The sequence below is a fragment of the Pseudomonas sp. FDAARGOS_380 genome (assembly GCF_002591235.1).
Taxonomy (GTDB): domain Bacteria; phylum Pseudomonadota; class Gammaproteobacteria; order Pseudomonadales; family Pseudomonadaceae; genus Aquipseudomonas; species Aquipseudomonas salmasensis.
The window spans coordinates 3,784,326-3,808,452 of record NZ_CP023969.1 but is presented as its reverse complement, the minus strand read 5'-3'; the positions used below and the strand labels follow the sequence as shown (position 1 = coordinate 3,808,452).

Below are 24,127 nucleotides of genomic sequence, written 5' to 3'. Positions count from 1 at the left end.
TCATGAACACATCGCAATGGGCAGTACTGCTGCCACTTCTTGGGTCGATAAGCGCCCCTGCCTGGGCCGATCAGACCGAGCAGACACCGGCCGCGCCGACCAGCCTGCAACTGCAGGCGACAGTGGTATCGGCCACGCGCAGCGAAACCAGCATTGCGCAGATTCCAGGCTCGGTGCAGGTGATCAATCAAGAGCAGATCCGCCAGCAGACGGGTGCAGGACGTCGGGTCGCCGATATCCTCGGCCAACTGGTGCCTGGCATTGCGCCTTCCAGCGGCGGCATGAGCAACTTCGGCCAGACGCTTCGCGGGCGTAATACCCTGATCCTGATCGACGGGGTTTCGCAAAACGCCACGCGCGATAACTTCCGCCAGCTCAACAGCGTGGCACCGGAAAGCATCGAGCGCATCGAAGTCATCTCCGGCGCCAGCAGTGTCTACGGCGCAGGCGCGTCGGGCGGCATCATCAACATCATCACCAAACGCAACCAAGGTGAGGACCTGGCGTTCAGCAGCAAGATCGGCATGACCGCCGGCAACAACTTCAGCCACAAGGGATTCGCTTATCAGGCGTTCCAAAGCGCCACGGGCCGCAAGGGCCCGGTGGACTGGTATCTCTCAGGCAATACCGTGCAGCGCAACGATCAGTTCGACGGTAATGGCAAGCGCATTCCCCAGGACACGTCCCAGGGCAGCAACATGGACACCGATACCTACGACCTGCAAGGTCGCTTCGGCTATGAGCTTGATGACGACAAAAAGATCAGCCTGTCGCTGCAAGACTATAAAGACGAACAAGACACCCGCTACACCAAGAACCCACGCATCACCAGCGACGCAGTCGCCGTAAAAGGCCTGGACCTGGGCGACCAACCCTACACCCATAACCAGGCGGTCAACCTCAACTACGCCGACAAGGATTTCTACGGCCAGGGCTTGCAGGTGGAAAGTTACTGGCGGCGGGCGGATGCACTGTTCTTCCCAGACCTGTCCCGAGGCCGAGCAGGCGTGTCCGATAACAACAGCGTGCAGGATGTCTACGGTCTGCGAGCGGCGATCGATACCCAGATGCCAGACATCGGCCCGGCAACGGGCAACCTGGTATGGGGCGCGGACTACGACCATGAAACCTCACGCCAGCGTGGCGACCAATACCGGGTCAATGGCCTGACCTACACCAAAACCGGCACCACGTTCGAACTGGGCCCGGACATCGAGACCACCACCAAAGCCATCTTTGGCCAGCTGTCCTACGACATCGGCGACTGGACCTTACGCGGTGGCGTACGTCGTGAGTGGATTGAGAGCAAGGTCTCCGACAGCATCGCATACGGCGAAATCGTCCAGACCGGCAACCGCGCGACACTGCCCGGTGGCACGCTCAAATACGATGACACGCTGTATAACCTCGGGGCGGTGTACCACCTGACCGACAATCAGGATGTGTTCGTCAACTTCAGCCAAGGCTTTTCCCTCCCGGACATCCAACGCTTCCTGCGTGATGTGAACAGCAAATACGATATCCAGGACCTCAATGCCCAGGCCCTGAAGGTCGACAGCTACGAGCTGGGCTGGCGTGGCGACTGGGACAAGTGGCAGGCCAGTGTCACCGCGTATGAAAACACCTCGGATGTCACGCAGTTCTATGACGCCAATGATCGTGTGCTGCGCCTGATCAATCAGAAAGAGCGCGTGCGTGGCGTCGAAACCGGCCTGACCTATAACATCACCGACCAATGGTCCGTCGGTGGTACTTACGCTTACGCCAAAGGCGAGACCCAGCAAAACGGCAAGTGGATCGACCTGCCTGCCACCCGCATCTCCCCCGCCAAGACCACAGCCTTTGTCGGCTATGAGCGTGACGACTACAGCCTGCGCTTGCAGGGCATGCGCCTGGCCAATTACGACGCGGCGGCCAAGGACAACAACGGTCGCGATATCCAGGGCTACACCCTGGTCGACCTGCTGGGCTCGGTAAGGCTGCCGGTAGGCCGCCTGGAAGGTGCGGTGTACAACCTCACCAACCGCAACTACCAGAACATGTTCGCCCAGGCCAACGCCCGCGCACCGTACCCGAATGCCGAGGGTCGTACCTTCAGCCTGAGTTACGCCGTGGATTGGTAACAGGCTGGTGCTGCACGTTTAAATACAAACCCCGCCATTTGGCGGGGTTTGTCGTTTCTAGATGCTTACCACATCAGATCATCAGGGATCTGGTAAGCGGCGTACGGATCATCCTCATCCGGCACCTGGCTTTCGGTGAGGATGTTGAGCTGCACGATACGTTCCGGCGCGCGCTCCTGGATCTTGAGCGCTGCTTCGCGCGGGATCACCTCGTAGCCGCCACCGTGGTGCACGATCGCCAGGGAACCGTTGCTCAGCTTGTTGCGCATCAGCGTGTTGACCGACAGGCGCTTGACCTTCTTGTCATCCACAAAGTTGTAGTAGTCCTCGGTGGTCAGCTTGGGCAGGCGTGAGGTTTCGATCAGTTGCTTGACCTGGGCGGTACGCGCCTTGGCCTCGGCTTTTTCCTGCTGCTGACGGTTCAGCTCCTGGTCGCGCTTGACCTTCTCGGCCTGGGCCTCGGCGGCCAGGCGCGCCTGGGTGTCATCGACTTCGGCCTGGCCTTTGTGGACCAGGCGCTGCTGTTTCTGTTTCTCTTTGCCGACCTGCTTGGCCTGCTTTTGGTTGACCAGACCTGCTTTGAGCAACTGGTCGCGAAGGGAAAGGCTCATGGTGCTTACTCACTTAGGCAACTGCTCAACCGCAGCTGGACACATTCTTTTCCTGACGTTTGGCTTCACCCCAGAGGGCGTCCAACACTTCGAGGGTGCAATCTTCTATGGGTTGGTGTGTATCGCGCAATGCCTGTTCGATAAATCGGAAACGTCGTTCGAACTTGGCATTGGCGCCGCGCAAGGCGGTTTCCGGGTCGACCTTGAGGTGACGCGCCAGGTTGACCGCGGCAAACAGCAGGTCGCCGACTTCATCGGCAATGGCTGCCGAGTCGTTATCGGCCATGGCTTCGAGCACTTCGTCCAACTCTTCGCGCACGTTGTCCACCACCGGCAATGCGGACGGCCAGTCGAAGCCGACCTGGCTGGCGCGCTTTTGCAATTTGGCCGCGCGGGACAACGACGGTAAGGCGGTGGGCACATCATCGAGCAGCGATAGTTGCTCGGGGGCGTCGGACTTTTCTGCGCGTTCCTCAGCCTTGATCTGCTCCCAGCGCTGCTTGACCTGTTCTTCGCTCAACTGCGGGATATCCAGCGGCGCGTACAGGTCGCCGGTTGGGAACACATGGGGATGCCGGCGAATCAACTTACGGGTGATGCTGTCGATCACGCCGGCAAATTCGAAGCGCCCTTCTTCCCGTGCCAGTTGGCTGTAATACACCACTTGGAACAACAGGTCGCCCAACTCGCCTTGTAGGTGATCGAAATCGCCGCGCTCGATGGCGTCGGCCACTTCATAGGCTTCTTCCAGCGTGTGCGGGACGATGGTGGCGTAGGTTTGCTTGACGTCCCATGGGCAGCCGTACTGCGGGTCGCGCAGGCGGCTCATCAGGTGCAGCAGGTCTTCGAGTGAATACATCAGTCTCTTTCCGCTGGAGTGAAAACACTGAAAATCCAATGTGGGAGCGGGCTTGCTCGCGAAAGCGGTGGGCCAGTCGACACATCCGGCACTGACAAACCGCATTCGCGAGCAAGCCCGCTCCCACAGGTTACTGCGCGTTCATTCAGATTTTCATGGGGTGCGGTTGCGCCGGGTTTCGATGATGTTCGGCAACTGGGAAATCCGCCCCAGCAACCGTCCCAGTGCATCCAACCCCGGAATCTCGATGGTCAGCGACATCAACGCAGTGTTGTCTTCCTTGTTCGAGCGGGTGTTGACCGCCAGCACGTTGATCCGCTCGTTGAGCAGCACTTGCGAGACGTCACGCAGCAGGCCGGAACGGTCGTAGGCACGGATGATGATGTCCACAGGATACGTGAGCACCGGCACCGGGCCCCAGCTGACCTGGATGATCCGCTCCGGTTCGCGCCCGCCCAACTGCAGCACCGAGGCGCAATCCTGGCGGTGAATGCTCACGCCACGGCCCTGGGTGATGTAGCCGACAATCGCGTCGCCCGGCAACGGCTGGCAGCAGCCGGCCATTTGCGTCATCAGGTTGCCCACGCCCTGGATCTGGATATCGCCACGCTTGCCCGGCTTGTAGCCAGTGGCTTTGCGCGGGATCAGCTCCAGCTGTTCGTTGCCGCGCTCCGGCTCGACCAGTTGCTGGGCCAGGTTGACCAGTTGCGCAAGGCGCAGGTCGCCCGCGCCGAGGGCGGCGAACATGTCTTCGGCGATCTTCATGTTGGCCTTTTCGGCCAGCTTGTCGAAGTCCACCTGAGGCAGGCCCAGGCGCGCCAGTTCGCGTTCAAGCAAGGTCTTGCCGGCGGCGACGTTCTGGTCACGCGCCTGCAGTTTGAACCAGTGGACGATCTTCGCCCGCGCCCGCGAGGTGGTGATATAGCCCAGGTTCGGGTTCAGCCAGTCGCGGCTCGGCGTGCCGTGCTTGCTGGTGATGATCTCGACCTGTTCACCGGTTTGCAGGCTGTAGTTGAGCGGCACGATGCGCCCGTTGATCTTGGCGCCGCGGCAGTTATGCCCGATTTCGGTGTGCACGCGGTAGGCAAAGTCCAGCGGCGTGGCGCCCTTGGGCAGGTCGATGGCGTGGCCGTCGGGCGTGAAGATATAGACTCGGTCTGGCTCGATATCCACCCGCAGCTGTTCGGCCAGGCCGCCGATGTCGCCGAGTTCTTCGTGCCATTCCAGCACTTGGCGCAGCCAGGAAATTTTCTCTTCGTACTGGTTGGACCCGGCCTTGACGTCGGTGCCCTTGTAGCGCCAGTGCGCGCACACCCCCAGCTCGGCCTCTTCGTGCATGGCGTGGGTGCGGATCTGCACTTCCAGCACCTTGCCTTCAGGGCCGATTACCGCCGTGTGCAGCGAGCGGTAGCCGTTTTCCTTGGGGTTGGCGATGTAGTCGTCGAATTCCTTGGGAATGTGCCGCCACAGCGTGTGGACGATACCCAGCGCGGTGTAGCAGTCGCGCATTTCCGGCACCAGCACGCGCACCGCACGCACGTCGTAGATCTGGCTGAAGGCCAGGCCCTTGCGCTGCATTTTGCGCCAGATCGAATAGATATGCTTGGCGCGGCCGCTGATGTCGGCGTCCACGCCGGTGGCCTGCAACTCCGAACGCAACTGGCCCATCACGTCGCTGATAAAGCGCTCGCGGTCCAGGCGCCGCTCATGCAGCAGCGTGGCGATCTGTTTGTATTGGTCGGGTTCCAGGTAGCGGAAGGACAAATCCTCCAGCTCCCACTTGATATGGCCGATGCCCAGGCGATGGGCCAGCGGCGCGTAGATGTCGAAGACTTCGCGGGCCACGCGGTTGCGCTTTTCGTCATCAGCGGTCTTCACCGCCCGGATCGCGCAGGTGCGTTCGGCCAGCTTGATCAGGGCGACGCGTACGTCGTCGACCATCGCCACCAGCATTTTGCGCAGGTTCTCTACCTGGCCCTGGGTGCCCAGCACCATCGACTGGCGCGGGCTGAGGCTGGCGCTGATGGCCGCCATGCGCAGCACGCCATCGATCAGCTTGGCCACCACCGCGCCGAAACGCTGGCTGACCAGCGGCAACGCAATGTGCCCTTCGCGCACGCCGCGATAGAGCACGGCGGCGATCAGCGAATCCTGGTCCAGCTTGAGATCGGCGAGGATCTCGGCGATTTCCAGGCCGGTGCGAAAACTTGAAGTGCCTTCGGCCCACAGGTTCTTGGCCGCATTGTCTTGCTGTTCAGACTCACGAGCGAACTCGCAGGCTGCTTTCAAGGCTTCACGGTCCAGTGCCGGGTCGACACTGACGGCATGATCCAGCCATGCCTCGAGATTGATACTGCCGTCGGTGTTGATCGGCTGGTGTGCTCTCACCTGTACCATCTTGCTTACCTTCCCTACGACGCACCTTCGATGCGCCAAAATCATCGCCGACTTTTACTGCGAGCTCCGTGGCAGTGTTCAGGCCCTGGAGAACGCAGGCCAGTCGGATTAAACGGGCATCCTAGCCCGCTTCAAATAACGCCATGGCCTCGACATGCGCGGTCTGCGGAAACATGTCGAGGATCCCGGCACGCTTTAGCCGGTAGCCTTGCTTGACCAACTCAACCGTGTCCCGCGCCAGCGTGGCTGGGTTGCAGGACACATACACCAGGCGCTTGGCCCCCAAGGCTGCAAGTTTGCGCACAACCTCCAGGGCACCATCGCGGGGTGGGTCCAAGAGTACCGCAGAAAAGCCCTGTTTGGCCCATTCTGCGTCGGTCAAAGGCTGGGACAAATCGGCCTGAAAAAACTGCGCGTTATGCAAATGGTTGCTGACGGCATTGAGCGCCGCACGCTCCACCATGGCCTGTACGCCCTCCACCGCCACCACTTCGCGCACATTGCGAGCCAGTGGCAGGGCAAAGTTGCCCAAGCCGCAAAACAGGTCCAGTACCCGTTCGTCGGCTTGTGGCGCCAGCCATTGCAGGGCCTGGGCGACCATCGCCTGGTTGACCCCGGCGTTGACCTGCACAAAGTCACCCGGCCGGTACGCCAGCTCCAGGTCCCAGGCATCCAGACGGAAGCCCAGGGCCTGACCCGGTTCGACGGGCTCCGGCTGCCCTTCCCCGTGCAGCCACAATTGGGCGTCATGGAAGGCGCAGAATTCCTTGAGGACCTGCAGGTCAGCCTCGGACAACGGCGCCATATGCCGCAGCAACACGGCGATGGACGAACCGCTGAACAACTCGACATGCCCCAACGCCTGCGGTTTGCTCAAGCGACGCAGCATCGTTGGCAAACGCTGCATGATCGGTTGCAAGGCCTGTACCAGCACCGGGCAATCATCGATAGCGACGATGTCCTGGCTGGCCACGGCGCGAAAACCCACTTCGAGTTTCTTCGCCTTGGCGTCCCAACGTACGGCCACGCGGGCGCGGCGCCGGTAACCGAACTCCGGCCCGCTCAACGGCGCTGCCCACTCCTGTGGCTCGACACCGGCCACCCGGGACAATTGCTCGGCAAGCATGCGCTGTTTCAGGGCAAGTTGTTCTTCATGGGGCAGGTGCTGCACGCTGCAACCGCCGCAGCGGCCAACATGGGCGCAGGGTGCCGGGCGACGCAACTCACTGGCCTGAAACACCCGTTCGGTACGCGCCTCGACCACTTTGCCATGGGCGCCCAACACCCGTGCTTCCACCTCTTCACCGGCCAACGCGCCATTCACAAACCAGGTGCGGCCTTCAAAGAACACGATGCCCCGGCCGTCATTGGCCAGGCGCTCGATGGTCAGGCGTTGTTTCTTGCCCACGGGTATCTGTGGGGCCCGGCTGCCGCCCGTCGGTTGGAAGCGCAGGCCTCTCTCGTGCTTGGCCATCAGTTGGGTTCGTCGAAAATGCCGGTCGACAGGTAACGGTCGCCTCGGTCACAGATGATCGCGACGATCACCGCGTTTTCCACTTCTTTGGACAAGCGCAACATACCGGCCACGGCGCCACCGGAGGACACGCCGCAGAAGATGCCTTCTTCACGGGCCAGGCGGCGGGTGGTGTCTTCGGCTTCGCGCTGGGCCATGTCGATGATGCGGTCTACCCGCGTGGCGTTGTAGATCTTCGGCAAATACTCTTCGGGCCAGCGGCGAATACCCGGGATGGCCGCGCCTTCCATCGGTTGCAGGCCGACGATCTGGATCGCCGGGTTCTGCTCCTTGAGGTAGCGCGAGTTGCCCATGATGGTACCGGTGGTGCCCATGGAGCTGACGAAGTGGGTGATGGTGCCCTGGGTCTGGCGCCAGATCTCCGGGCCGGTGCTGGTGTAGTGCGCCTCGGGGTTGTCGCCGTTGGCGAACTGATCGAGCACCACGCCACGGCCTTCGGCGGCCATGCGCTCGGCAAGATCGCGGGCGCCTTCCATGCCTTCTTCCTGGGTAACCAAGATGAGCTGGGCGCCATAGGCGGTCATCGCCGCCTTGCGCTCGGCACTGCCGTTGTCGGGCATGATCAGCACCATCTTGTAGCCTTTGATCGCCGCGGCCATGGCCAGGGCGATCCCGGTGTTACCCGAGGTGGCTTCGATAAGGGTGTCGCCGGGCTTGATCTGCCCACGCAACTCAGCGCGGGCGATCATCGACAGCGCCGGGCGGTCTTTGACCGAGCCGGCCGGGTTGTTGCCCTCGAGTTTGAGCAACAGGGTATTGCTGGTTTCACCCGCCATGCGTTGCAAGCGGACCAGGGGCGTGTTGCCGACGCAATCGGCGATTGTGGGGTACTGCAAGGTCATGGCGTATTCGCAATCCAGACTGCGGGGCGCACATCATACCGGGAAAGGCCGGCGGGCCATATCACGCAAAGTGTGGTGCTTATGGCTTAAAGGCATAAGCAGGGTTTATGTCGGGTCGCCATGGTTACGCTGGAAGACTTCCTCGCCCATCGCAGCAATCTGCCCTTCGATCAGCGCTTCAAAAGGTTTGAGCAGTGGCTCGAACGACGTCGGCGCTTCCAGCACCTGCAACGCTTGCGTGATCGCTTCGACCGTCGACAAGGCGCCAGGCCCCGGCGCCTTGCGCAAGCGATAGCGGGAAACGCCGCCTTCGGCCAATGTCACCCGGGGCAACGCTGCCAGCAAAGGGTTGAGGTGCAACAGCTTGCGTGCCTTGCGCCAGGTGCCATCGGGAACCACCAACAGCAGTGGCTGATCGTCAGGGGCATAGGCGTGCAGCGGCTCGGCGTCATCCGCCGGGAACAACAGCCGTGCCCGATAGCCAGGCGGGTTCAATAGCGTCGCCAGGTCATCAAACACCTCCCCCACCATCAACTGCGCATTGTTCAGGCCCAACGCCGCCAACCGCGCCGTATTGAGCGCATGGCCGACCTCGCTCGGGTGCTGCAACAGCAACACGCGGGTGCGGCTGTCGAGGTGGGGGATCAGCGCACAGAGACAGTGCGTGGTTGGGCGCAGGCAGCGCGGGCAGTGGGGTCGGGACATGGTGTTTTCAGGCCTGGTTGAGCTGGGTCTTGAGCAAATCGCGGAAGGTCTGGATCAGTGGCTCGCGGCTGCGGCCACGGCGCATGATCATCGAAAACGGCGCCTGGTAACCAAAAGTGGCCGGCAGCAAAACACGCAGGTCGCCCTTGTCTGCCCAGGCCTGGGCGTAATGCTCCGGCAGGTAGCCAATATAAGCGCCCGACAGCACCAGAATCAGTTGCGCCTCCATACTTTCCACCGTCGCAGCGCTGTGCTTGAAGCCGTGGCGCGCCAGCTCGGCCTGGCTCCAGTAACCTCGCCCGACCATGCGTTGCTGGGTGATCACTTGTTCCGGAATGCGCCGCTCGTTGAACAGCGGGTGCCGGGTGCTGCAATACAACCAGTGCTGTTCGCGGTACAGCGGCATGTAGACCAGCCCGCTCATGCGGTTGGAAAACGCGCCAATGGCCAGGTCCAGGCGGTTGTCCTGTACCCCCAGTTGCAATTCGTAGGGGCTCATCACCGACAGGTGCAAATGCACAGCCGGGTGCTCCAGGCTGTAGGCGCCAATCACTTCGGCAAACGGCAAGGCCTTGTCGCTGACGGTGGAGTCGAGCACCCCGAGTTTGAGGGTGCCGCGCAATTCGCCTTTCAACGCAGCGGCGTATTGCTCGAAGCCTTCGAGTTCGCCCAACAGGCGCAGGGTTTCCTGATGAAACAGCTCGCCCTTGCTGGTCAGGCTGAAGCCACCTCGGCCTCGATGGCACAGCACCAGGCCCAAGGCAGATTCGAGTTGGCTCATGTAGGTGCTGATGGCCGACGTCGACAGGTTGAGTTCGTGCTGGGCATTGGCGAACCCTTGATGGCGCACGACGCTGACGAAGATGCGCAGGAGTTTCAGGTCGGGCAAGGCGTTGGCCATGGGGGCTCCAATGAAGCGTGACGCAGAGCATCACAGGATGCATCCCCACGCAGAGCATGGGAACGATCAACTGTAGGAGCGAGCTTGCTCGCGAAAAACCTGAGGACGCCGCGCACATTCTGGGCGTGCGCATCATCGTTGACGTTTTTCGCGAGCAAGCTCGCTCCTACAGGATCCAGGGAGTTTAACCCAGGCTTTAGTTTAGAAAAATCTGAACTAAGTATTTGCGTCTGCCGATTCTTCATACGCCAGGCTTTTCGCAGAATCGGCCTTCAATAAACAAAACAACGATGAGGCAATCCCGTGGACAAGATTCTCCACCAACCACTGGGCGGCAACGAAATGCCGCGCTTCGCCGGCATCGCCACCATGATGCGTCTTCCCCACCTGCAAACGGCCAAGGGCCTGGACGCCGCCTTTATCGGCGTACCCCTGGATATCGGCACCTCGCTGCGCGCCGGTACGCGCTTCGGCCCCCGGGAAATTCGCGCCGAGTCGGTGATGATCCGGCCCTATAACATGGCCACTGGCGCCGCCCCGTTCGACTCACTGTCGGTAGCCGATATCGGCGATGTGGCGATCAACACCTTCAACCTGCTCGACGCGGTGCGCATCATCGAAGAGGCCTACGATGAGATCCTCGAGCACGACGTCATCCCCCTGACCCTGGGCGGCGACCACACCATCACCCTGCCGATCCTGCGGGCGATCCACAAAAAACATGGCAAGGTCGGGCTGGTGCACATCGATGCCCACGCCGACGTCAACGACCATATGTTCGGCGAGAAAATTGCCCACGGCACCACCTTCCGCCGCGCCGTGGAAGAAGGCTTGCTCGATTGCGACCGTGTGGTGCAGATCGGCCTGCGTGCCCAGGGGTATACCGCCGAAGACTTCAACTGGAGCCGCAAGCAAGGCTTTCGCGTGGTCCAGGCCGAAGAATGCTGGCATCACTCCCTCGCGCCATTAATGGCCGAAGTACGGGAGAAAGTCGGCGGCGGCCCGGTGTACCTGAGCTTCGACATCGACGGCATTGACCCCGCCTGGGCGCCCGGCACCGGCACCCCGGAAATCGGCGGGCTGACCACCATCCAGGCTATCGAAATCATCCGTGGCTGCCAGGGCCTGGATCTGATTGGTTGCGACTTGGTAGAAGTGTCGCCGCCCTATGACACCACCGGCAATACCTCGCTGCTGGGCGCCAACTTACTGTACGAGATGCTCTGCGTACTGCCCGGCGTCGCGCATCGCTGATACAGCGTCTTCACATTAACAACCAAGGGGATCTAACAGGTCCCCACAACGATGTACCTGACTTTCGCTCGCGTGCTTACCGAGCCAGCTGCCGCCTGATCGCCCATAAAAAATATAATCGGAGAACCGCCGTCATGGCTTTGGATTTATTCGTCGTACTCATCTACGCCGCCGGCATGCTGGTGCTCGGCTACTACGGTATGCGTCGCGCCAAGACCCACGAAGACTACCTGGTCGCCGGCCGCAACCTCGGCCCATCGCTGTACATGGGCACCATGGCCGCGACGGTGCTGGGCGGTGCCTCCACCGTCGGCACCGTGCGCCTGGGGTATGTGCATGGTATTTCGGGTTTCTGGCTGTGCGCCGCGCTCGGCGCGGGCATCATTGCCCTGAACCTGTTCCTGGCCAAGCCTCTGTTGAAGCTGAAAATCTTCACCGTCACCCAGGTCCTGGAAAAACGCTACAACCCCATGGCCCGCCAGGCCAGCGCGGTGATCATGCTGGCCTACGCGCTGATGATCGGCGTGACCTCGATCCTGGCCATCGGCACGGTGCTGCAAGTACTGTTCGACCTGCCGTTCTGGATGTCGGTACTGGTGGGCGGTGGCGTGGTGGTGGTGTATTCGACCATCGGTGGCATGTGGTCGCTGACCCTCACCGATATTGTGCAATTCGTGATCAAGACCGTCGGCTTGATGTTCATCCTGCTGCCGATCTGCCTGTACCGCGTCGGCGGCTGGGACGAACTGGTGGCCAAGCTGCCAGCGTCGAACTTCAGCTTCACCGCGATCGGCTGGGACACGATCATCACCTACTTCATGATCTACTTTTTCGGCATCCTGATTGGCCAGGATATCTGGCAACGGGTGTTCACTGCCCGTGACGAAAAGGTCGCCCAGTACGCAGGCACTTTCGCCGGCTTCTATTGCATCCTGTACGGCCTGGCCTGTGCGCTGATCGGCATGGCTGCCCATGTGCTGATCCCGGATCTGGACAACGTCAACAATGCCTTCGCCGCGATCGTCAAGGCCTCGTTGCCGGACGGCATTCGCGGCCTGGTCATCGCCGCCGCGCTGGCCGCCATGATGTCCACCGCCAGCGCCGGCCTGCTCGCCGCCTCCACCGTGTTGACCGAAGACCTGCTGCCCCGCCTGCGCGGCGGCAAGGCGTCGAGCCTGCGTATCAACCGCCTGTTCACCCTGTTGACTGGCATTGCGGTGCTGGGTATCGCCTTGGTGGTGAACGATGTGATCAGCGCCCTGACACTGGCCTATAACCTGTTGGTGGGCGGTATGTTGGTGCCCTTGATCGGCGCGATCTTCTGGAAGCGCGCGACAACCTCGGGCGCAATCACGTCCATGAGCCTGGGCTTTGTGACCGCGCTGGTATTCATGTTCAAGGATGGGTTGGATGCAAACACGCCGATCTACTACAGCTTGGCGGTGGCGCTGGTGAGCTTTGTGCTGGTGAGCTTGCTGTCGCGTCAATCGGCCAAAGTGGCGGCCTCGGTGGTTTGAGCTATAACAGAGACGGGTATATTTTCTTCAGCGGGCGCGACGTCGGAGGTCGCGCCCGTTTTTTTTGCCTGGTGAAAAACAACTGTGGGAGCGGGCTTGCTCGCGAAAGCGGTGTGTCATTCAACCTTTTCGTTGCCTGACACACCGCTTTCGCGAGCAAGCCCGCTCCCACATTTTTTAGCGGCGACGTGGCCGACGCTGCTCGTCATCCGTGCGAATCGGCACCGGTTGCAGCGGAGGCTCGATCAAGCCCAATGCAACGCCAAGGTCGTGGAGCCAGTTTTGGATTTTCTCTTTCATGATTGCCCCCTTTGAGGGTAGTGCTGGCCGGCGTGAGTTCTGTCGCCGTTTCCTACAGTGATAGTAGCCCTAAGTCCTAGGTAATGCTTGAAGGAAACCACAACGAACTATTACTGAATTGATCCGAATCCTGACGGATCGTTCAAGCAATGGCACGTGTGTCTTGCACGCATCGCGGATTACCGTCTTGCTGCAGGTCGATCCATGCATTGAGGTTAGCGCCGAGCATACCCTTTCGCCACATCAGCCAGGTGGTCGCAGTGGCAAAAGGCCCGGTCAGCGGATGAACGGACACGCTGTCCTTGCCGGGCAGGCTTGCGAGCATGGACTCAGACATCAACGCCACGCCGGAACCTGCGATCACGCAGGCGAGCATGCCTTGGTAAGACTCGATCTCGATGGCTCGCCCCATCGCCACACGCTCGTGGGAAAACCAGGTTTCCAGGCGCGTGCGGTAGGCGCAACTGCGCCGGAACGTGAACACCGCACGGCCTGCCACATCCTTGGGGCCGCGCACCGGCGGATGGTCGGCCTCGCAAATCAGCACCAGGCGCTCTTCGCACAGCGGTACGCCATCCAGGGTGGCGATGGTCAGCGGGCCGTCGACGAAGGCTGCGTCCAGGCGCCCGGTAATCAGCCCTTCCAGCAACTCCCCACTGGGCGCCGACTGCACCTGCAGGTTCACCATGGGGTAGGACTTGTGATAGCGCGCCAGCAGCCTCGGCAAATGCACAGCGGCCGTGCTGTACATGCTGCCCAATACGAAATCACCGGCTGGTTGCCCGCCTTGTACTGCGCCGTGGGCTTCGTCGTGCAGCGCCAGCAGGCGGGTGCTGTAGTCCAGCAGTACTTTGCCCGCCGGAGAAAGCTGCAAACGCTGGCGCTCGCGCACGAACAGGTCGACGCCCAGTTGCTCTTCCATTTGTTTAAGCCGGGTCGACAGGTTGGACGGCACGCGGTGCAGGCGCTCGGCGGCGCGGGTAATGGAGCCCTCTTCCGCCACGGCCTGGAAAATGCGCAATTGACTGAACTCCATTACTTTCTCCAAAACTGAACAAGTTACTCACTATTATTCAATTTTACAGAAAGTCAATCCGTCTTAGCCTGCAAGGCATTCGCTTCTTTGCAGGAAACCTGAACATGTCTCCGCTGATTCGTTTACTCGCCAGCTTCGTCGCCCTGATGATGGCCATGGGCATTGGCCGCTTCGCCCTGACCCCGCAAATGCCGCATTTGCTCAGTGAAGGCCAGATCGATCTGACCGGCGCCGGCCTGCTCGCTGCCGCCAACTACCTGGGTTATTTCGTCGGCGCGGTGGACTCGATCTTTGCCCGTAGCCATCAGCATGTGCGCGGGCGCCTCTACGGCGGGTTGTGGCTGTGCGTATTGCTGACCCTGGCGTCCTCCTGGGCTAACGGGTTCTGGCCGCACTTGTTGCTGCGCTTTGGCACCGGGGTCGCCAGTGCCTGGGCCCTGGTGATGATTACCAGCCTGAGCCAGCCACTGGCGATTGCCGCCGGGCGCCCGCGCCTGGGTGCGTTGGTGTTTGCAGGGCCGGGGTTGGGGATTGTGCTGACGGGGCTGCTGGCGTTGGTTTCCAACCTATTAGGGCAAAGCTCTGCCACGCTGTGGTTGCTCTACGGGACGGTGGCGCTGGTGATGCTGCTGGCGATCCTGCCGTTTTTACCCAAACCGGCCGTCACGGTTACCCAGGTCGCCAGCGCGGGGAGCAACGGCAGCATCGCGCACCTGTGCTGGATTTATTTCCTGTACGGCCTGGGCTACATCATCCCGGCGACCTTTCTGTCGCAGATGGCCAGCGCACAATTCCAAGGCGCCTGGCAGGCCGATCTGTTCTGGCCCTGCTTTGGCTTGGCGGCCGCGCTGGGTGTAGGGGTGGCGAGCCTGCGCCGCAAGCACCCGAATACCACCCGTCACTGGCTGATGGCGACTTTATGGCTGCAAGCGGCCGGGGTGTTCGCCTGCCTGCTTGGCAATGGCTGGGGCTTGGCGCTGGGCGTGTTGCTGTGCGGTGCGCCATTTCTGGCGTGCATGCAACTGGTGATGGCGCGGCTCAGAGAAGTCGCGCCCCATGGCTACCAACGCAGCACGGGGTTACTGACCGCCAGCTTCGCCATGGGCCAATTGAGCGGGCCCCTGTTGGCGTCGGTCAGCAGCCACCTCAGTGGCGGCCTGCAACCGGCGCTGGTCATCGCCGCTACCGGCTTGCTATTAGCAGGCTCAGTGCTGATCAACCGTCCGCTACCGGCGCAGCCGGTTTGCACACAAGTGGCCAACAGTGCAGCAAATGGCGGTTAGGCACGTGCCCCACGCCATGTCCATCAGCGCCAACCCGGCAGACCAGCCTTGAAGCGTGGCCCAGTTGCTCAGGTCATAGGTGCCGTAGGCCACCAGGCCAAGCAAGGCGCCCAAACGCGCAGCGCGCTGCCAACTGGCGCTGGGCAAGACCACCAACACTACACAGCCGAGGACATACAGGAGATAGAACAATACCGCAGGCAGCAGGCGTGGCTGATCAAGCATCAGCGCGCCGAGCAGGGATTTGTAGGTAGGCCCCATGAGCACGCCGAGCCAGAGGCCGTCGAGGACCAGGAAGGCGAGCAAGGTGCCGAGGTAGGCAAAAACCGTTCTTTTCGACATGACACAACCCTGTAGGAGCGAGCTTGCTCGCGAAAAACGTACATCCGACGCTACGCTGCGCCTGGAATATTTTCGCGAGCAAGCTCGCTCCTACAGGAGAGCAGCGTGTACTCAGCTTAGTTCAATGCGGTCCGCATGAATCACGATCTGGCCCTGCTTGTAGAGCGCGCCAATAGCCTTCTTGAAGTTGCCCTTGCTCACGCCGAACAAGTTGCTGATCACCGCCGGGTCGCTTTTGTCGCTGACCGGCAGGGTGCCGTTGTTGTCGCGCAACTTGGCGAGGATCTTCGAGTTCAGGCTGGAGGCCGCTTCCTGGCCCACCGGTTGCAGGCTCAGGCTGATGTTGCCATCGGCGCGGATCTCTTTGATGAAACCCTTCTCTTCCTTGCCCGGGCGCAGGAACTTGAACACTTCGTTCTTGTGGATCAGGCCCCAGTGCTTGTTGTTGATGATCGCCTTGAAGCCCATGTCGGTGGCTTCGGCCACCAGCAAGTCGACTTCCTGGCCCACCTGGTAGTTGGCCGGCGTCTTGTCCAGGTAACGGTCAAGGCGAGCGGTGGCGGTGATGCGCTTGGTGTGCTTGTCAAGGTAGACGTGCACCACGCAATATTCGCCTGCGGTCATCTGGCGTTTTTCTTCCGAGTACGGCAGCAGCAGATCCTTGGGCAAACCCCAATCAAGGAACACGCCAATGCTGTTGACTTCCACAACTTTCAAACTGGCGAATTCACCGACTTGAACTTTGGGTTTTTCGGTGGTGGCGATAAGTTTGTCATCGCTGTCCAGATAAATGAAAACGTTGAGCCAGTCTTCATCTTCACTGGGAATATCTTTAGGGATATACCGATTAGGCAAGAGGATTTCCCCATCTTGCGCACCATCGAGGTACAAACCAAAGTTAGTGTGCTTGACCACTTGCAAGCTGTTGTAGCGCCCGACTAAAGCCATTTCCAATACCCTCATTGCGTGGGCGGCATTCTACCCGAGTTGGGCCCTGCACGCGCACGCGCCTGAAAAATCGCGGGCTGGCATGGCGTTCCAATGGCAGCGCCCCACTCGTCTGATCGTTCGGTTCACTTTGAGCAGGCCACCAACGGGCCACCCAACCTGTGGTTTCCAGCTAAAACAGTAAGTTAGCGCGTTATTTCGGCGCTGAACTTCGGCTATTTCCAGCGCTGCGTATTAATCCTGAGGGATATTTGCCAAGCAATTGTCAAGTATTTCCTGTACGATGCCTGGCCAAGTTAATTTTCTACAGGTTAGTGGCCGCCATGCGTGTAAAAGCATCCAACAGCAAAGCAAAGCCAGCTCCCGCCGTTGAAACCAGCGAATCGATCAACAGCCAGATTGCTGCGTTCCTCAAGTCCGGCGGCGAAATCCAGCAAATTGCCAAGGGCGTGAGCGGCCAGACTTTCGGCCCGTCCAAGCAGATCAGCCTGGGCAAGAAGTAATAGTCTTACCCGCGCACTGCATCTGGTCCCTAAGCGTCTTGCCTTCAAGGCGCTAGGACTAGAGTTGCAACCCCCTCCGAACACCTTCAATACGCAGCTAATCGACGAACGGGCCTCAACGCCTGGCATTCGCCGGTATCCTTGCACACGTCTAGCACGGGCATCCGCCTGAATCCTTCCGTTACTGCTCCTCGCTTTTCATGGAGTGAAGCATGCTTAAACGCTGTATTTTCGTGGTCAGCTTCCTGGTCGCCAGTCCTTTGGCCCAAGCGCATATCTTCCAGCGCGAATTGGGTGACTTCGACCTGAAGTTAGGTACAACCCCCAGCCGTACAATGGCCCAGGGCCTGGTCAAGCCGACCACCCCTGGCAGCGACTCGTTCCACGGTGGCCTGGACCTTACCCACGACAGCGGCCTGTATTTCGGCCAGTTTTCCCCGAACATGGGCCTGTCGTCGGCCAATAACCTTGAAGTCGACTCCTACATGGGCTTCAAGCGTCCGTTCGACCAGACCCTGGGCTACGAAGTCGGCTTGATCCATTACAGCTACCCCAAGGTCAGCCCCCTCGACAGCCAGGAGTTCTACGGTGGGCTGAACCTGTTGGGCAACCGCTTTGGCGTGTCTTTCAGCAATGACCCCGACCGCCAGGACAGCACCCTGTTCGCCGACCTCGGCGGCACCCAGCCTTTTGGCATCGGCGTCAGCATGAAGTACACCACCCATCAACTGGGCACGCCGGTCTCGGTAGAGAACGGCGCCATCAGCAGTTTCAGCGATTGGTCGGTGCAGTTTTCCCGGGCCTGGAAAGGCATTGACCTGGATCTCATCTACAGCGGCTCCAGCCTCAGCGGCAGTGACTGCTCAGCCTACTCCGGACACAATTCGCAATGTGATGGGCTGTTGACCTTGAAGGCTGCACGGTCGTTTTATTGATGGGCTGAACTGTCGCACCCCGCGCAGGTTCACATGCATTAACGCCCTCCATGCAAGGACCTGCCCATGTTGCGCCGGCTTAAATTCCTGGTGGTACTGCTGACCCTGAGCCTGGTGCTCGCCGGCTGCAATCGCGTAGGCCTGGCCTACCGAAACCTCGACGTGATCATCCCCTGGACCCTCAACGATTACCTGGACATGAATGCCGGGCAAAAGAGCTGGTTCAACGACACCCTCAAGGAGCACCTGGCCTGGCACTGCACCACGCAATTGCCTGGCTACCTGGACTGGCTAGACCGCCTGCAGCAGATGGTCGACAGCAACCAGGTCACCGAGGCCGCGTTGCAAACCCGTACTGTCGAAGCCAAACAGGCAATTGCCGAGATTGCGCGGGAAATCACGCCCTCAGCCGTGCAATTGCTGCAAGGCCTGGACGATCAGCAGGTCAAGGACATGAGCGACGCCCTGGCCAAGGACCTGCGCAAACGCCAGGACGAATACCTCAAACCGCCGCTGGACCAGCAAATCAAGGAACGCGCCGAACGCATGAGCAAGCGCCTGGACGCCTGGATCGGCCCGTTGAGCCCAGGCCAGCAAAACCGCGTGACGGCCTGGTCTGCCGAGTTGGGCACACAAAACCAGGCATGGATCGGCAACCGCGCCCATTGGCAGGCGCAATTTATCGAGGCACTGCAACAACGCCACAGTGCCGATTTCCCGCAGAAAATCCAGCAACTGCTGGTGGATCGCGAAAGCCTGTGGACCGCGCAATACCGCACCGCCTACGCCCAGACCGAAGCCGCCGCGCGCAGCTTGCTCGTCGACGTGATGGCCCAAAGCTCTCCAGCGCAGCGCCTGAAACTCACCCAGAAAATCGACAAGGTCCGCAGCGACTTCCAGGCACTCAAATGCCTGAAAAGCGCACAGTCTTGATGCGAGCCTCCCGTCAGAACCACAGGCGCACGCCAACCACCCAGCGCAGTTGGTGAACGTCCTCATCGTCGTCCCGTGCATATTGCGCGGTCTGGCCATAAGCCCGGTTCCAGCTGACCCCAACGTAGGGCGCAAACTCGCGGCGAATTTCGTAGCGCAAGCGCAGGCCCAGTTCACTTTCTGACAAGCCCGAACCGACACCCCGTTGCGGATCGTTCTGCGCATAGAAATTGAGTTCTGCGGTAGGCTGCAGGATCAGGCGATTGGTGAGCAGAATGTCGTAGTCACCTTCCAAGCGTGCGGCGGTATGCCCCGATTCGCCGACAAACAACGTGGCTTCGGCTTCGAAGTTGTAGAGCGCCATGCCTTGTAGGCCAAAGGCTGCCCAGGTCTGGCTGTCACCGGGTTTGAAGTCCTGGCGCACGCCGCCGACCACGTCCCACCACGGGCCGATAGCGTGCCCCCATAACGCTTGGGCTTCGGCGCTTTCAGTGCGGCCAGCGCTGCGTTCGCCTTCACTGCGTAGCCACAGCCGGTCGATGTCACCGCCGACCCAACCCTTGATGTCCCAACTCTGCGCGTTGCCGTCGCCGCCCTGCCATTCCAACTGGTTGATCAGCAGCATCGCGTTGACGCCGCTGTCGTGCACCTGATGCCCTCCCGGCGCGTTGTAGACCGCTGCACGGTCTGCGTCGGTCAGCGCCGGAATCGGCGTACGGCTTTCGGTCAGCGCTGGCGTCGCCGGGCTCATGCCCTGAAATTCATACTCGGCCGCCAACGCCCATGGAGCGAACCCCAGCGCGGCGAACGCGATACAAACGGGTAGAACGCAACGGTTCATGCTCGCTTCCTTATTCATGCACGCGCACCTCACGGAACATGCCCATTTCCATGTGGTACAGCAGGTGGCAGTGATAGGCCCAGCGCCCCAGGGCATCGGCGGTGACGCGGTAACTGCGGCGGGAGCCCGGTGGCATGTCGATCGTATGTTTGCGCACCTGGAACTGGCCGTTTTCGTCCTCCAGGTCGCTCCATAAGCCATGCAGGTGAATCGGGTGGGCCATCATGGTGTCGTTGACCAGCACCACCCGCACGCGCTCGCCATAGGTCAGTTGCAGAGGCTCGGCATCGGAAAACTTCACGCCATTGAACGACCAGGCGAACTTCTCCATATGCCCGGTGAGGTGCAATTCGACGGTGCGCGAGGGGTCGCGGCCATCGGGGTCCGCGAAGGTACTGCGCAGGTCGGCATAGGTGAGCACCCGGCGGCCGTTGTTGCGCAGGCCGATTCCAGGGTCGTCCAGCTTGGGCACCGGGTTCATCGCTTGCATGTCCACCAGCGGGTTGTTCTGTTCGCTGGCGGGGTGTTTCTGCATCGCCATGCCCATCGCACTGTGATCCATGCCTTCCATGCCTTCCATGCCTGGCATATCGGCCATCGCGCCGTGGTCCATGCCGCCCATGCCCATATCGTCCATGGTCAGCCACGGGCGCGGATCCAGCGACGGTACCGGCGCGGTCGCGCCCTGCTGCCTGGCAAGGGTGCCACGGGCAAACCCTGTGCGGTCCAGGGACTGGGCAAACAGGGTGTAGGCCTCTGCTACGGGCTCGACCAGCACATCGTAGGTTTCCGCCACGGCGATACGGAATTCATCGACGCTCACCGGCTTCACCGGCTGCCCATCCGCGGCGATCACGGTCATCTTTAACCCGGGAATACGCACATCGAAATAGGTCATCGCCGAGCCATTGATAAAGCGCAGGCGAATCTTTTCCCCCGGTTTGAACACCCCGGTCCAGTTCCGCCCTGGCGGCTGGCCGTTGAGCAAGTAGGTGTAGGTCTCGCCGCTGACGTCCGCAAGGTCGGTGGGGTTCATCTTCATTTGTGCCCACATCAGCCGGTCGGCAGCGGTGGCCGACCAGCCCTGCTCACCCACATCCCGGATAAAATCGCCCAGGGTGGGTTTGTGCAGGTTGTAGTAATCGGACTGCTTCTTGAGGGTCTTCATCAGGGCGACGGGATCTTCATCGGTCCAGCCCGACAGCATCACCACGTAATCGCGCTGGTAGCTATAAGGCTCGGGCTCCTTGGGGTCGATGACCAGCGGGCCGTACACGCCCTGCTGCTCCTGAAGCCCGGAATGGCTGTGGTACCAGTAGGTGCCGTGCTGCTTGACCTTGAACTGGTAGACGTACAGACCGCCCGGCTCGATGCCCTTGAAGCTCAGGCCGGGCACGCCGTCCATGGTCGATGGCAGCAGGATGCCGTGCCAGTGGATCGAGGTGGGCTCCCCGAGGCGGTTTTTCACGCGCAGGGTCACGGTATCGCCTTCGCGCCAGCGCAACAGCGGGCCGGGCAGGCTACCGTTGACGGTCAACGCGGTGCGCGCACGGCCGGTCAGGTTGACGGGGGTCTGGTCAATAAACAGGTCAAATTCGCTGCCGGCGAGTACCGTGGGCTGGCCGGGGCTGGTCAGTGCCCATACAGGCGGGCGCCAAAGCCCGAGCCCGCCGAGCAGGCCGCCTGCGGCCAGGCCTTTAACGAATGTGCGTCTGGAGGTTGTGGAGTGCATGCCGATTCAAGTCCGTGAGTTGAATGGCAGCAGATTAGGATTCGCCGGCTGTCAGCAACCTTAGCGGCAGATTACCGATTCGACAGGTTCACCCGGCACCCTCGCAGGGTACCGGGGCGCAGCGAATCAGGCGATCTGGGCTTTGGAGGCCACTTCAGCAAACGTTGCCGGATCAAGCGCGTCAGCCTGCTCATCCAACACCTGGCGCGGATGATCATTGCCCGGAATCGAGCTGTCGATCAGCGCCAGCAGTTGCGCACCCAGGCCCGTGAGGATGAAGTTCTCGCCATTGCCGCCCTCTTCCTCCGGCCGCGACTCGATAAAGCCACGCTTAAATAGCAGCGCCTCGTAATCGGCAGCGGTCTTCTTCAGCGCATCCAGGTTGCCAGTGTCCTCGCCGGCCGTCGCCTTCTCGGCAGCCTCCTGCTCGGCGTATTTGCGCGGGGCAAAGCTGCCCTCGCCGTTCTGCACTTCATGCAGCAGACGTTCGATCAGATCCCAATTGTAAGCCTTCATCCTGATTCCTCCTGCAGGCCGATGGAGTTAGCCCGTCTAAGGGAGTGACACGTCCTGGCACTGGCCGTTCAACCGAACGGACGGGCGTCATTTCTCTGAACTTTCCAGAGGTTCGCCACCTCAACTGCACATCACTGCCAAGGAAGTCCGACCATGAAAACCTTGCTGAAGCTGACCCTCGCCGCCACGCTGTTAAGCGCCCTGCCCGCCTGGGCCTGCACCCCCGAGGAGGCCACCGCCAAGCGCGAAGAACTGGCCAAGGAAGTGACCAAGCTCACAGAGCAGAACCCGACCAAGGCCAAGGAGATGAATGACGAGTTGCAGAAAATGGACCTGGATACCGAAAGTGCCGAGTTTCCCGACAAGTGCCAGTTGATTGATGCGCGGCTCAAGGAGCTCAGAGAAGCTGCGGGGAAGCGTTGAGCACAGCGGGACGCTGATGGCGAAAAAAAACCGGACATTGTCCGGTTTTTTTAGGCCCGCCTGCTTATTCGGCAGCCGGAGCTTCTGGCTTGCGGCGCTTGAGCGGGGCCATGCCGTCCTTGCTGACGAGCGACAGGTTGTCGGTCTTCGGCCGGTTGGCGATCTTGCGCTTGGTCGGCGACTTGGCGCCGGTTTTCTTCTTGTCGCCCTTGGCGTCGGTCTTTTTCTTCTTCACGCCAACGGCCTTGCCCGACGCCTTGACCTTCTTCGGCCCGGTGTACGTGCCTTTGACTTCCTTGATGGTGCGACGCTCGAACGACTGCTTCAGGTAGCGTTCGATGCTCGACATCAGGTTCCAGTCGCCATGGCAGATCAGCGAGATGGCCAGGCCATCGTTGCCGGCCCGGCCGGTACGGCCGATGCGGTGTACGTATTCGTCGCCGCTGCGGGGCATGTCGAAGTTGATCACCAGGTCCAGGCCGTCCACGTCGAGGCCGCGTGCGGCAACGTCGGTGGCCACCAGGATCTTCACACCGCCCGCCTTGAGACGGTCGATGGCCAGCTTGCGGTCCTTCTGGTCTTTCTCGCCGTGCAGCACGAACGCCTTGTACTCCTGCGCAACCAGGCGCCCGTAGATACGGTCGGCGGCGGCACGGGTGTTGGTGAACACGATGGCCTTCTGGTAGGTCTCGTTGGCCAGCAACCAGTTCAGGATCTGTTCTTTGTGCACGTTATGGTCAGCGGTGACGATCTGCTGACGCGTGGTGGCGTTCAGGTCGCTGACGTTGTTGACCTGCAAGTGCTCAGGGTTGTTCAGCACCTTGGCGACCATGTCGCGCAGGGTCGAACCACCGGTGGTGGCGGAGAACAGCATGGTCTGCTGGCGGTTGACGCACTCGCCGACCAGACGTTGCACATCATCGGCAAAGCCCATGTCGAGCATGCGGTCGGCTTCGTCGAGCACCAGCACTTCGACTTCCTTGAGGTCAAGGTTGCCAGCGTTGAGCTGCTCGATCATGCGCCCTGGGGTGCCGATCAGAATATCCGGCACCTTGCGCAGCATCGCGGCCTGGACCTTGAAGTCTTCGCCACCGGTAATGATGCCGGACTTGATGAAGGTGAACTGCGAGAAACGCTCGACTTCCTTCAGGGTCTGCTGGGCCAGCTCGCGGGTCGGCAGCAGGATCAGGGTCTTGATGCTGACGCGCACCTTGGCCGGGCCGATCAGGCGGTTGAGCACCGGCAGGACGAAAGCGGCGGTCTTGCCGCTGCCGGTTTGCGCCGTCACCCGCAGGTCACGCCCTTGCAGCGCGAGCGGGATGGCCGCTGCTTGCACAGGCGTAGGCTCGACAAATTTAAGCTCGGCCACGGCTTTGAGCAGGCGTTCGTGCAGGGCGAATTGGGAAAACACGGGTGCTACCTCGAAGAAATACAAAATATCAGCTGCATAGGTTACCGGTTTCGCGCGCCCAAACCGAGTTTCTTTACGCGAACGGGGCTAATCAGCTGCTTTTTTGTCAGCGATTTTGTCCAGAGCGTCAACTTTGTTGCACTTAAATGCTCTAATCGCCCCGTGTTGTCTTAAAGAAGAA

General features: G+C 61.0%; 23 protein-coding genes. 8 read left to right on the top strand and 15 right to left on the bottom strand.

The window, feature by feature from the left end; translation table 11 throughout:
* The first annotated feature begins 2 nt into the window (after nucleotides 1-2).
* A complete protein-coding gene (locus tag CRN80_RS17855; RefSeq protein WP_098950703.1) occupies nucleotides 3-2,123 on the top strand; it encodes a TonB-dependent receptor in 2,121 nt (706 codons plus the stop codon).
* A gap of 65 nt (nucleotides 2,124-2,188) precedes the next feature.
* Here the strand turns inward: CRN80_RS17855 and CRN80_RS17850 are convergent, their stop codons facing one another.
* The 7 genes from CRN80_RS17850 to CRN80_RS17820 all read right to left on the bottom strand — a co-directional run bounded on the left by CRN80_RS17850 (nucleotide 2,189) and on the right by CRN80_RS17820 (nucleotide 9,972).
* On the bottom strand, nucleotides 2,189-2,734 hold the full coding sequence (locus CRN80_RS17850) for a DUF2058 domain-containing protein (protein WP_003193073.1): 546 nt from the start codon (nucleotides 2,732-2,734) through the stop codon (nucleotides 2,189-2,191).
* A 25-nt stretch (nucleotides 2,735-2,759) separates the two neighbouring features.
* Entirely contained in the window at nucleotides 2,760-3,593 is an 834-nt protein-coding gene (gene mazG / locus CRN80_RS17845) for a nucleoside triphosphate pyrophosphohydrolase (RefSeq protein WP_032895886.1), read from the bottom strand.
* A 153-nt stretch (nucleotides 3,594-3,746) separates the two neighbouring features.
* On the bottom strand, nucleotides 3,747-5,990 hold the full coding sequence (gene relA, locus CRN80_RS17840) for a GTP diphosphokinase (protein ID WP_003193076.1): 2,244 nt from the start codon (nucleotides 5,988-5,990) through the stop codon (nucleotides 3,747-3,749).
* Between the two features lie 121 nt (nucleotides 5,991-6,111).
* Nucleotides 6,112-7,464, bottom strand: coding sequence for a 23S rRNA (uracil(1939)-C(5))-methyltransferase RlmD (gene rlmD, locus CRN80_RS17835; protein ID WP_098950702.1), 1,353 nt, complete (start codon nucleotides 7,462-7,464; stop codon nucleotides 6,112-6,114).
* A complete protein-coding gene (cysM, locus tag CRN80_RS17830; protein ID WP_003193080.1) occupies nucleotides 7,464-8,366 on the bottom strand; it encodes a cysteine synthase CysM in 903 nt (300 codons plus the stop codon). Before cysM ends, rlmD begins: the two co-directional genes overlap by 1 nt.
* Before the next feature lie 105 nt (nucleotides 8,367-8,471).
* On the bottom strand, nucleotides 8,472-9,071 hold the full coding sequence (locus CRN80_RS17825; RefSeq protein WP_032895881.1) for a tRNA-uridine aminocarboxypropyltransferase: 600 nt from the start codon (nucleotides 9,069-9,071) through the stop codon (nucleotides 8,472-8,474).
* Nucleotides 9,072-9,078: 7 nt separating this feature from the next.
* Complete coding sequence (locus tag CRN80_RS17820; protein WP_032895879.1) at nucleotides 9,079-9,972, bottom strand: LysR family transcriptional regulator; 894 nt, start codon at nucleotides 9,970-9,972, stop codon at nucleotides 9,079-9,081.
* A 303-nt stretch (nucleotides 9,973-10,275) separates the two neighbouring features.
* Here CRN80_RS17820 and speB point away from each other — a divergent pair, with 303 nt between their 5' ends.
* Together speB and CRN80_RS17805 are read left to right on the top strand one after the other, a co-directional pair.
* The gene (speB, locus tag CRN80_RS17810; protein ID WP_003193086.1) at nucleotides 10,276-11,226 is read left to right on the top strand and encodes an agmatinase; all 951 of its coding nucleotides are present in this window, start codon (nucleotides 10,276-10,278) and stop codon (nucleotides 11,224-11,226) included.
* A gap of 134 nt (nucleotides 11,227-11,360) precedes the next feature.
* Nucleotides 11,361-12,743, top strand: coding sequence for a sodium:solute symporter (locus CRN80_RS17805; RefSeq protein WP_032895876.1), 1,383 nt, complete (start codon nucleotides 11,361-11,363; stop codon nucleotides 12,741-12,743).
* 177 nt (nucleotides 12,744-12,920) lie between these two features.
* On the opposite strand, the gene CRN80_RS31760 is transcribed toward CRN80_RS17805, so the two are convergent.
* Both CRN80_RS31760 and CRN80_RS17800 read right to left on the bottom strand, forming a co-directional pair.
* Nucleotides 12,921-13,043 carry a PA1414 family protein gene (locus CRN80_RS31760; protein WP_003193089.1) on the bottom strand — a complete coding sequence of 41 codons (123 nt, stop codon included), beginning with the start codon at nucleotides 13,041-13,043 and terminating at the stop codon, nucleotides 12,921-12,923.
* A 142-nt stretch (nucleotides 13,044-13,185) separates the two neighbouring features.
* Complete coding sequence (locus CRN80_RS17800) at nucleotides 13,186-14,079, bottom strand: LysR family transcriptional regulator (RefSeq protein WP_098950701.1); 894 nt, start codon at nucleotides 14,077-14,079, stop codon at nucleotides 13,186-13,188.
* 104 nt (nucleotides 14,080-14,183) lie between these two features.
* Here CRN80_RS17800 and CRN80_RS17795 point away from each other — a divergent pair, with 104 nt between their 5' ends.
* Nucleotides 14,184-15,362 carry an MFS transporter gene (locus CRN80_RS17795; protein ID WP_098950700.1) on the top strand — a complete coding sequence of 393 codons (1,179 nt, stop codon included), beginning with the start codon at nucleotides 14,184-14,186 and terminating at the stop codon, nucleotides 15,360-15,362.
* Here CRN80_RS17795 and CRN80_RS17790 read toward each other — a convergent pair.
* The gene (locus tag CRN80_RS17790) at nucleotides 15,306-15,704 is read right to left on the bottom strand and encodes a DUF2177 family protein (RefSeq protein WP_098950699.1); all 399 of its coding nucleotides are present in this window, start codon (nucleotides 15,702-15,704) and stop codon (nucleotides 15,306-15,308) included. The two genes, CRN80_RS17795 and CRN80_RS17790, sit on opposite strands and share 57 nt — an antisense overlap.
* Before the next feature lie 111 nt (nucleotides 15,705-15,815).
* On the bottom strand, nucleotides 15,816-16,652 hold the full coding sequence (locus CRN80_RS17785) for a S1 RNA-binding domain-containing protein (RefSeq protein ID WP_044275017.1): 837 nt from the start codon (nucleotides 16,650-16,652) through the stop codon (nucleotides 15,816-15,818).
* Between the two features lie 323 nt (nucleotides 16,653-16,975).
* Between CRN80_RS17785 and CRN80_RS17780 the strand changes: the two genes are divergently transcribed.
* The 3 genes from CRN80_RS17780 (at nucleotide 16,976) to CRN80_RS17770 (ending at nucleotide 19,023) form a co-directional block, all read left to right on the top strand.
* Nucleotides 16,976-17,155 carry a hypothetical protein gene (locus CRN80_RS17780; protein ID WP_003193095.1) on the top strand — a complete coding sequence of 60 codons (180 nt, stop codon included), beginning with the start codon at nucleotides 16,976-16,978 and terminating at the stop codon, nucleotides 17,153-17,155.
* Between the two features lie 212 nt (nucleotides 17,156-17,367).
* Nucleotides 17,368-18,090 (top strand): TorF family putative porin, encoded by a 723-nt coding sequence (locus tag CRN80_RS17775; protein ID WP_098950698.1) that lies wholly within the window; start codon nucleotides 17,368-17,370, stop codon nucleotides 18,088-18,090.
* Between the two features lie 66 nt (nucleotides 18,091-18,156).
* Nucleotides 18,157-19,023, top strand: a complete 867-nt coding sequence (locus CRN80_RS17770) for a DUF6279 family lipoprotein (RefSeq protein WP_098950697.1) — start codon at nucleotides 18,157-18,159, stop codon at nucleotides 19,021-19,023.
* 13 nt (nucleotides 19,024-19,036) lie between these two features.
* On the opposite strand, the gene CRN80_RS17765 is transcribed toward CRN80_RS17770, so the two are convergent.
* From CRN80_RS17765 to CRN80_RS17755, 3 genes are all read right to left on the bottom strand, one after another.
* Complete coding sequence (locus CRN80_RS17765; protein ID WP_098950696.1) at nucleotides 19,037-19,864, bottom strand: copper resistance protein B; 828 nt, start codon at nucleotides 19,862-19,864, stop codon at nucleotides 19,037-19,039.
* 10 nt (nucleotides 19,865-19,874) lie between these two features.
* Nucleotides 19,875-21,596 carry a copper resistance system multicopper oxidase gene (locus tag CRN80_RS17760; RefSeq protein WP_098950695.1) on the bottom strand — a complete coding sequence of 574 codons (1,722 nt, stop codon included), beginning with the start codon at nucleotides 21,594-21,596 and terminating at the stop codon, nucleotides 19,875-19,877.
* A gap of 126 nt (nucleotides 21,597-21,722) precedes the next feature.
* Complete coding sequence (locus tag CRN80_RS17755; RefSeq protein WP_032895863.1) at nucleotides 21,723-22,112, bottom strand: hypothetical protein; 390 nt, start codon at nucleotides 22,110-22,112, stop codon at nucleotides 21,723-21,725.
* A 153-nt stretch (nucleotides 22,113-22,265) separates the two neighbouring features.
* Between CRN80_RS17755 and CRN80_RS17750 the strand changes: the two genes are divergently transcribed.
* The gene (locus CRN80_RS17750; protein ID WP_032895862.1) at nucleotides 22,266-22,535 is read left to right on the top strand and encodes a hypothetical protein; all 270 of its coding nucleotides are present in this window, start codon (nucleotides 22,266-22,268) and stop codon (nucleotides 22,533-22,535) included.
* Between the two features lie 64 nt (nucleotides 22,536-22,599).
* On the opposite strand, the gene CRN80_RS17745 is transcribed toward CRN80_RS17750, so the two are convergent.
* Nucleotides 22,600-23,946 carry a DEAD/DEAH box helicase gene (locus CRN80_RS17745; RefSeq protein WP_003193110.1) on the bottom strand — a complete coding sequence of 449 codons (1,347 nt, stop codon included), beginning with the start codon at nucleotides 23,944-23,946 and terminating at the stop codon, nucleotides 22,600-22,602.
* Nucleotides 23,947-24,127 lie beyond the last annotated feature (181 nt).

What these genes read in the sequence shown, in the direction of transcription:
- CRN80_RS17855 (WP_098950703.1), top strand. Translation starts at nt 3, where the DNA reads ATGAACACATCGCAATGGGCAGTACTGCTGCCACTTCTTGGGTCGATA.
- CRN80_RS17850 (WP_003193073.1), bottom strand. Translation starts at nt 2,734, where the DNA reads ATGAGCCTTTCCCTTCGCGACCAGTTGCTCAAAGCAGGTCTGGTCAAC.
- mazG (WP_032895886.1), bottom strand. Translation starts at nt 3,593, where the DNA reads ATGTATTCACTCGAAGACCTGCTGCACCTGATGAGCCGCCTGCGCGAC.
- relA (WP_003193076.1), bottom strand. Translation starts at nt 5,990, where the DNA reads ATGGTACAGGTGAGAGCACACCAGCCGATCAACACCGACGGCAGTATC.
- rlmD (WP_098950702.1), bottom strand. Translation starts at nt 7,464, where the DNA reads ATGGCCAAGCACGAGAGAGGCCTGCGCTTCCAACCGACGGGCGGCAGC.
- cysM (WP_003193080.1), bottom strand. Translation starts at nt 8,366, where the DNA reads ATGACCTTGCAGTACCCCACAATCGCCGATTGCGTCGGCAACACGCCC.
- CRN80_RS17825 (WP_032895881.1), bottom strand. Translation starts at nt 9,071, where the DNA reads ATGTCCCGACCCCACTGCCCGCGCTGCCTGCGCCCAACCACGCACTGT.
- CRN80_RS17820 (WP_032895879.1), bottom strand. Translation starts at nt 9,972, where the DNA reads ATGGCCAACGCCTTGCCCGACCTGAAACTCCTGCGCATCTTCGTCAGC.
- CRN80_RS17805 (WP_032895876.1), top strand. Translation starts at nt 11,361, where the DNA reads ATGGCTTTGGATTTATTCGTCGTACTCATCTACGCCGCCGGCATGCTG.
- CRN80_RS31760 (WP_003193089.1), bottom strand. Translation starts at nt 13,043, where the DNA reads ATGAAAGAGAAAATCCAAAACTGGCTCCACGACCTTGGCGTTGCATTG.
- CRN80_RS17800 (WP_098950701.1), bottom strand. Translation starts at nt 14,079, where the DNA reads ATGGAGTTCAGTCAATTGCGCATTTTCCAGGCCGTGGCGGAAGAGGGC.
- CRN80_RS17795 (WP_098950700.1), top strand. Translation starts at nt 14,184, where the DNA reads ATGTCTCCGCTGATTCGTTTACTCGCCAGCTTCGTCGCCCTGATGATG.
- CRN80_RS17790 (WP_098950699.1), bottom strand. Translation starts at nt 15,704, where the DNA reads ATGTCGAAAAGAACGGTTTTTGCCTACCTCGGCACCTTGCTCGCCTTC.
- CRN80_RS17785 (WP_044275017.1), bottom strand. Translation starts at nt 16,652, where the DNA reads ATGGCTTTAGTCGGGCGCTACAACAGCTTGCAAGTGGTCAAGCACACT.
- CRN80_RS17780 (WP_003193095.1), top strand. Translation starts at nt 16,976, where the DNA reads ATGCGTGTAAAAGCATCCAACAGCAAAGCAAAGCCAGCTCCCGCCGTT.
- CRN80_RS17775 (WP_098950698.1), top strand. Translation starts at nt 17,368, where the DNA reads ATGCTTAAACGCTGTATTTTCGTGGTCAGCTTCCTGGTCGCCAGTCCT.
- CRN80_RS17770 (WP_098950697.1), top strand. Translation starts at nt 18,157, where the DNA reads ATGTTGCGCCGGCTTAAATTCCTGGTGGTACTGCTGACCCTGAGCCTG.
- CRN80_RS17765 (WP_098950696.1), bottom strand. Translation starts at nt 19,864, where the DNA reads ATGAACCGTTGCGTTCTACCCGTTTGTATCGCGTTCGCCGCGCTGGGG.
- CRN80_RS17760 (WP_098950695.1), bottom strand. Translation starts at nt 21,596, where the DNA reads ATGCACTCCACAACCTCCAGACGCACATTCGTTAAAGGCCTGGCCGCA.
- CRN80_RS17755 (WP_032895863.1), bottom strand. Translation starts at nt 22,112, where the DNA reads ATGAAGGCTTACAATTGGGATCTGATCGAACGTCTGCTGCATGAAGTG.
- CRN80_RS17750 (WP_032895862.1), top strand. Translation starts at nt 22,266, where the DNA reads ATGAAAACCTTGCTGAAGCTGACCCTCGCCGCCACGCTGTTAAGCGCC.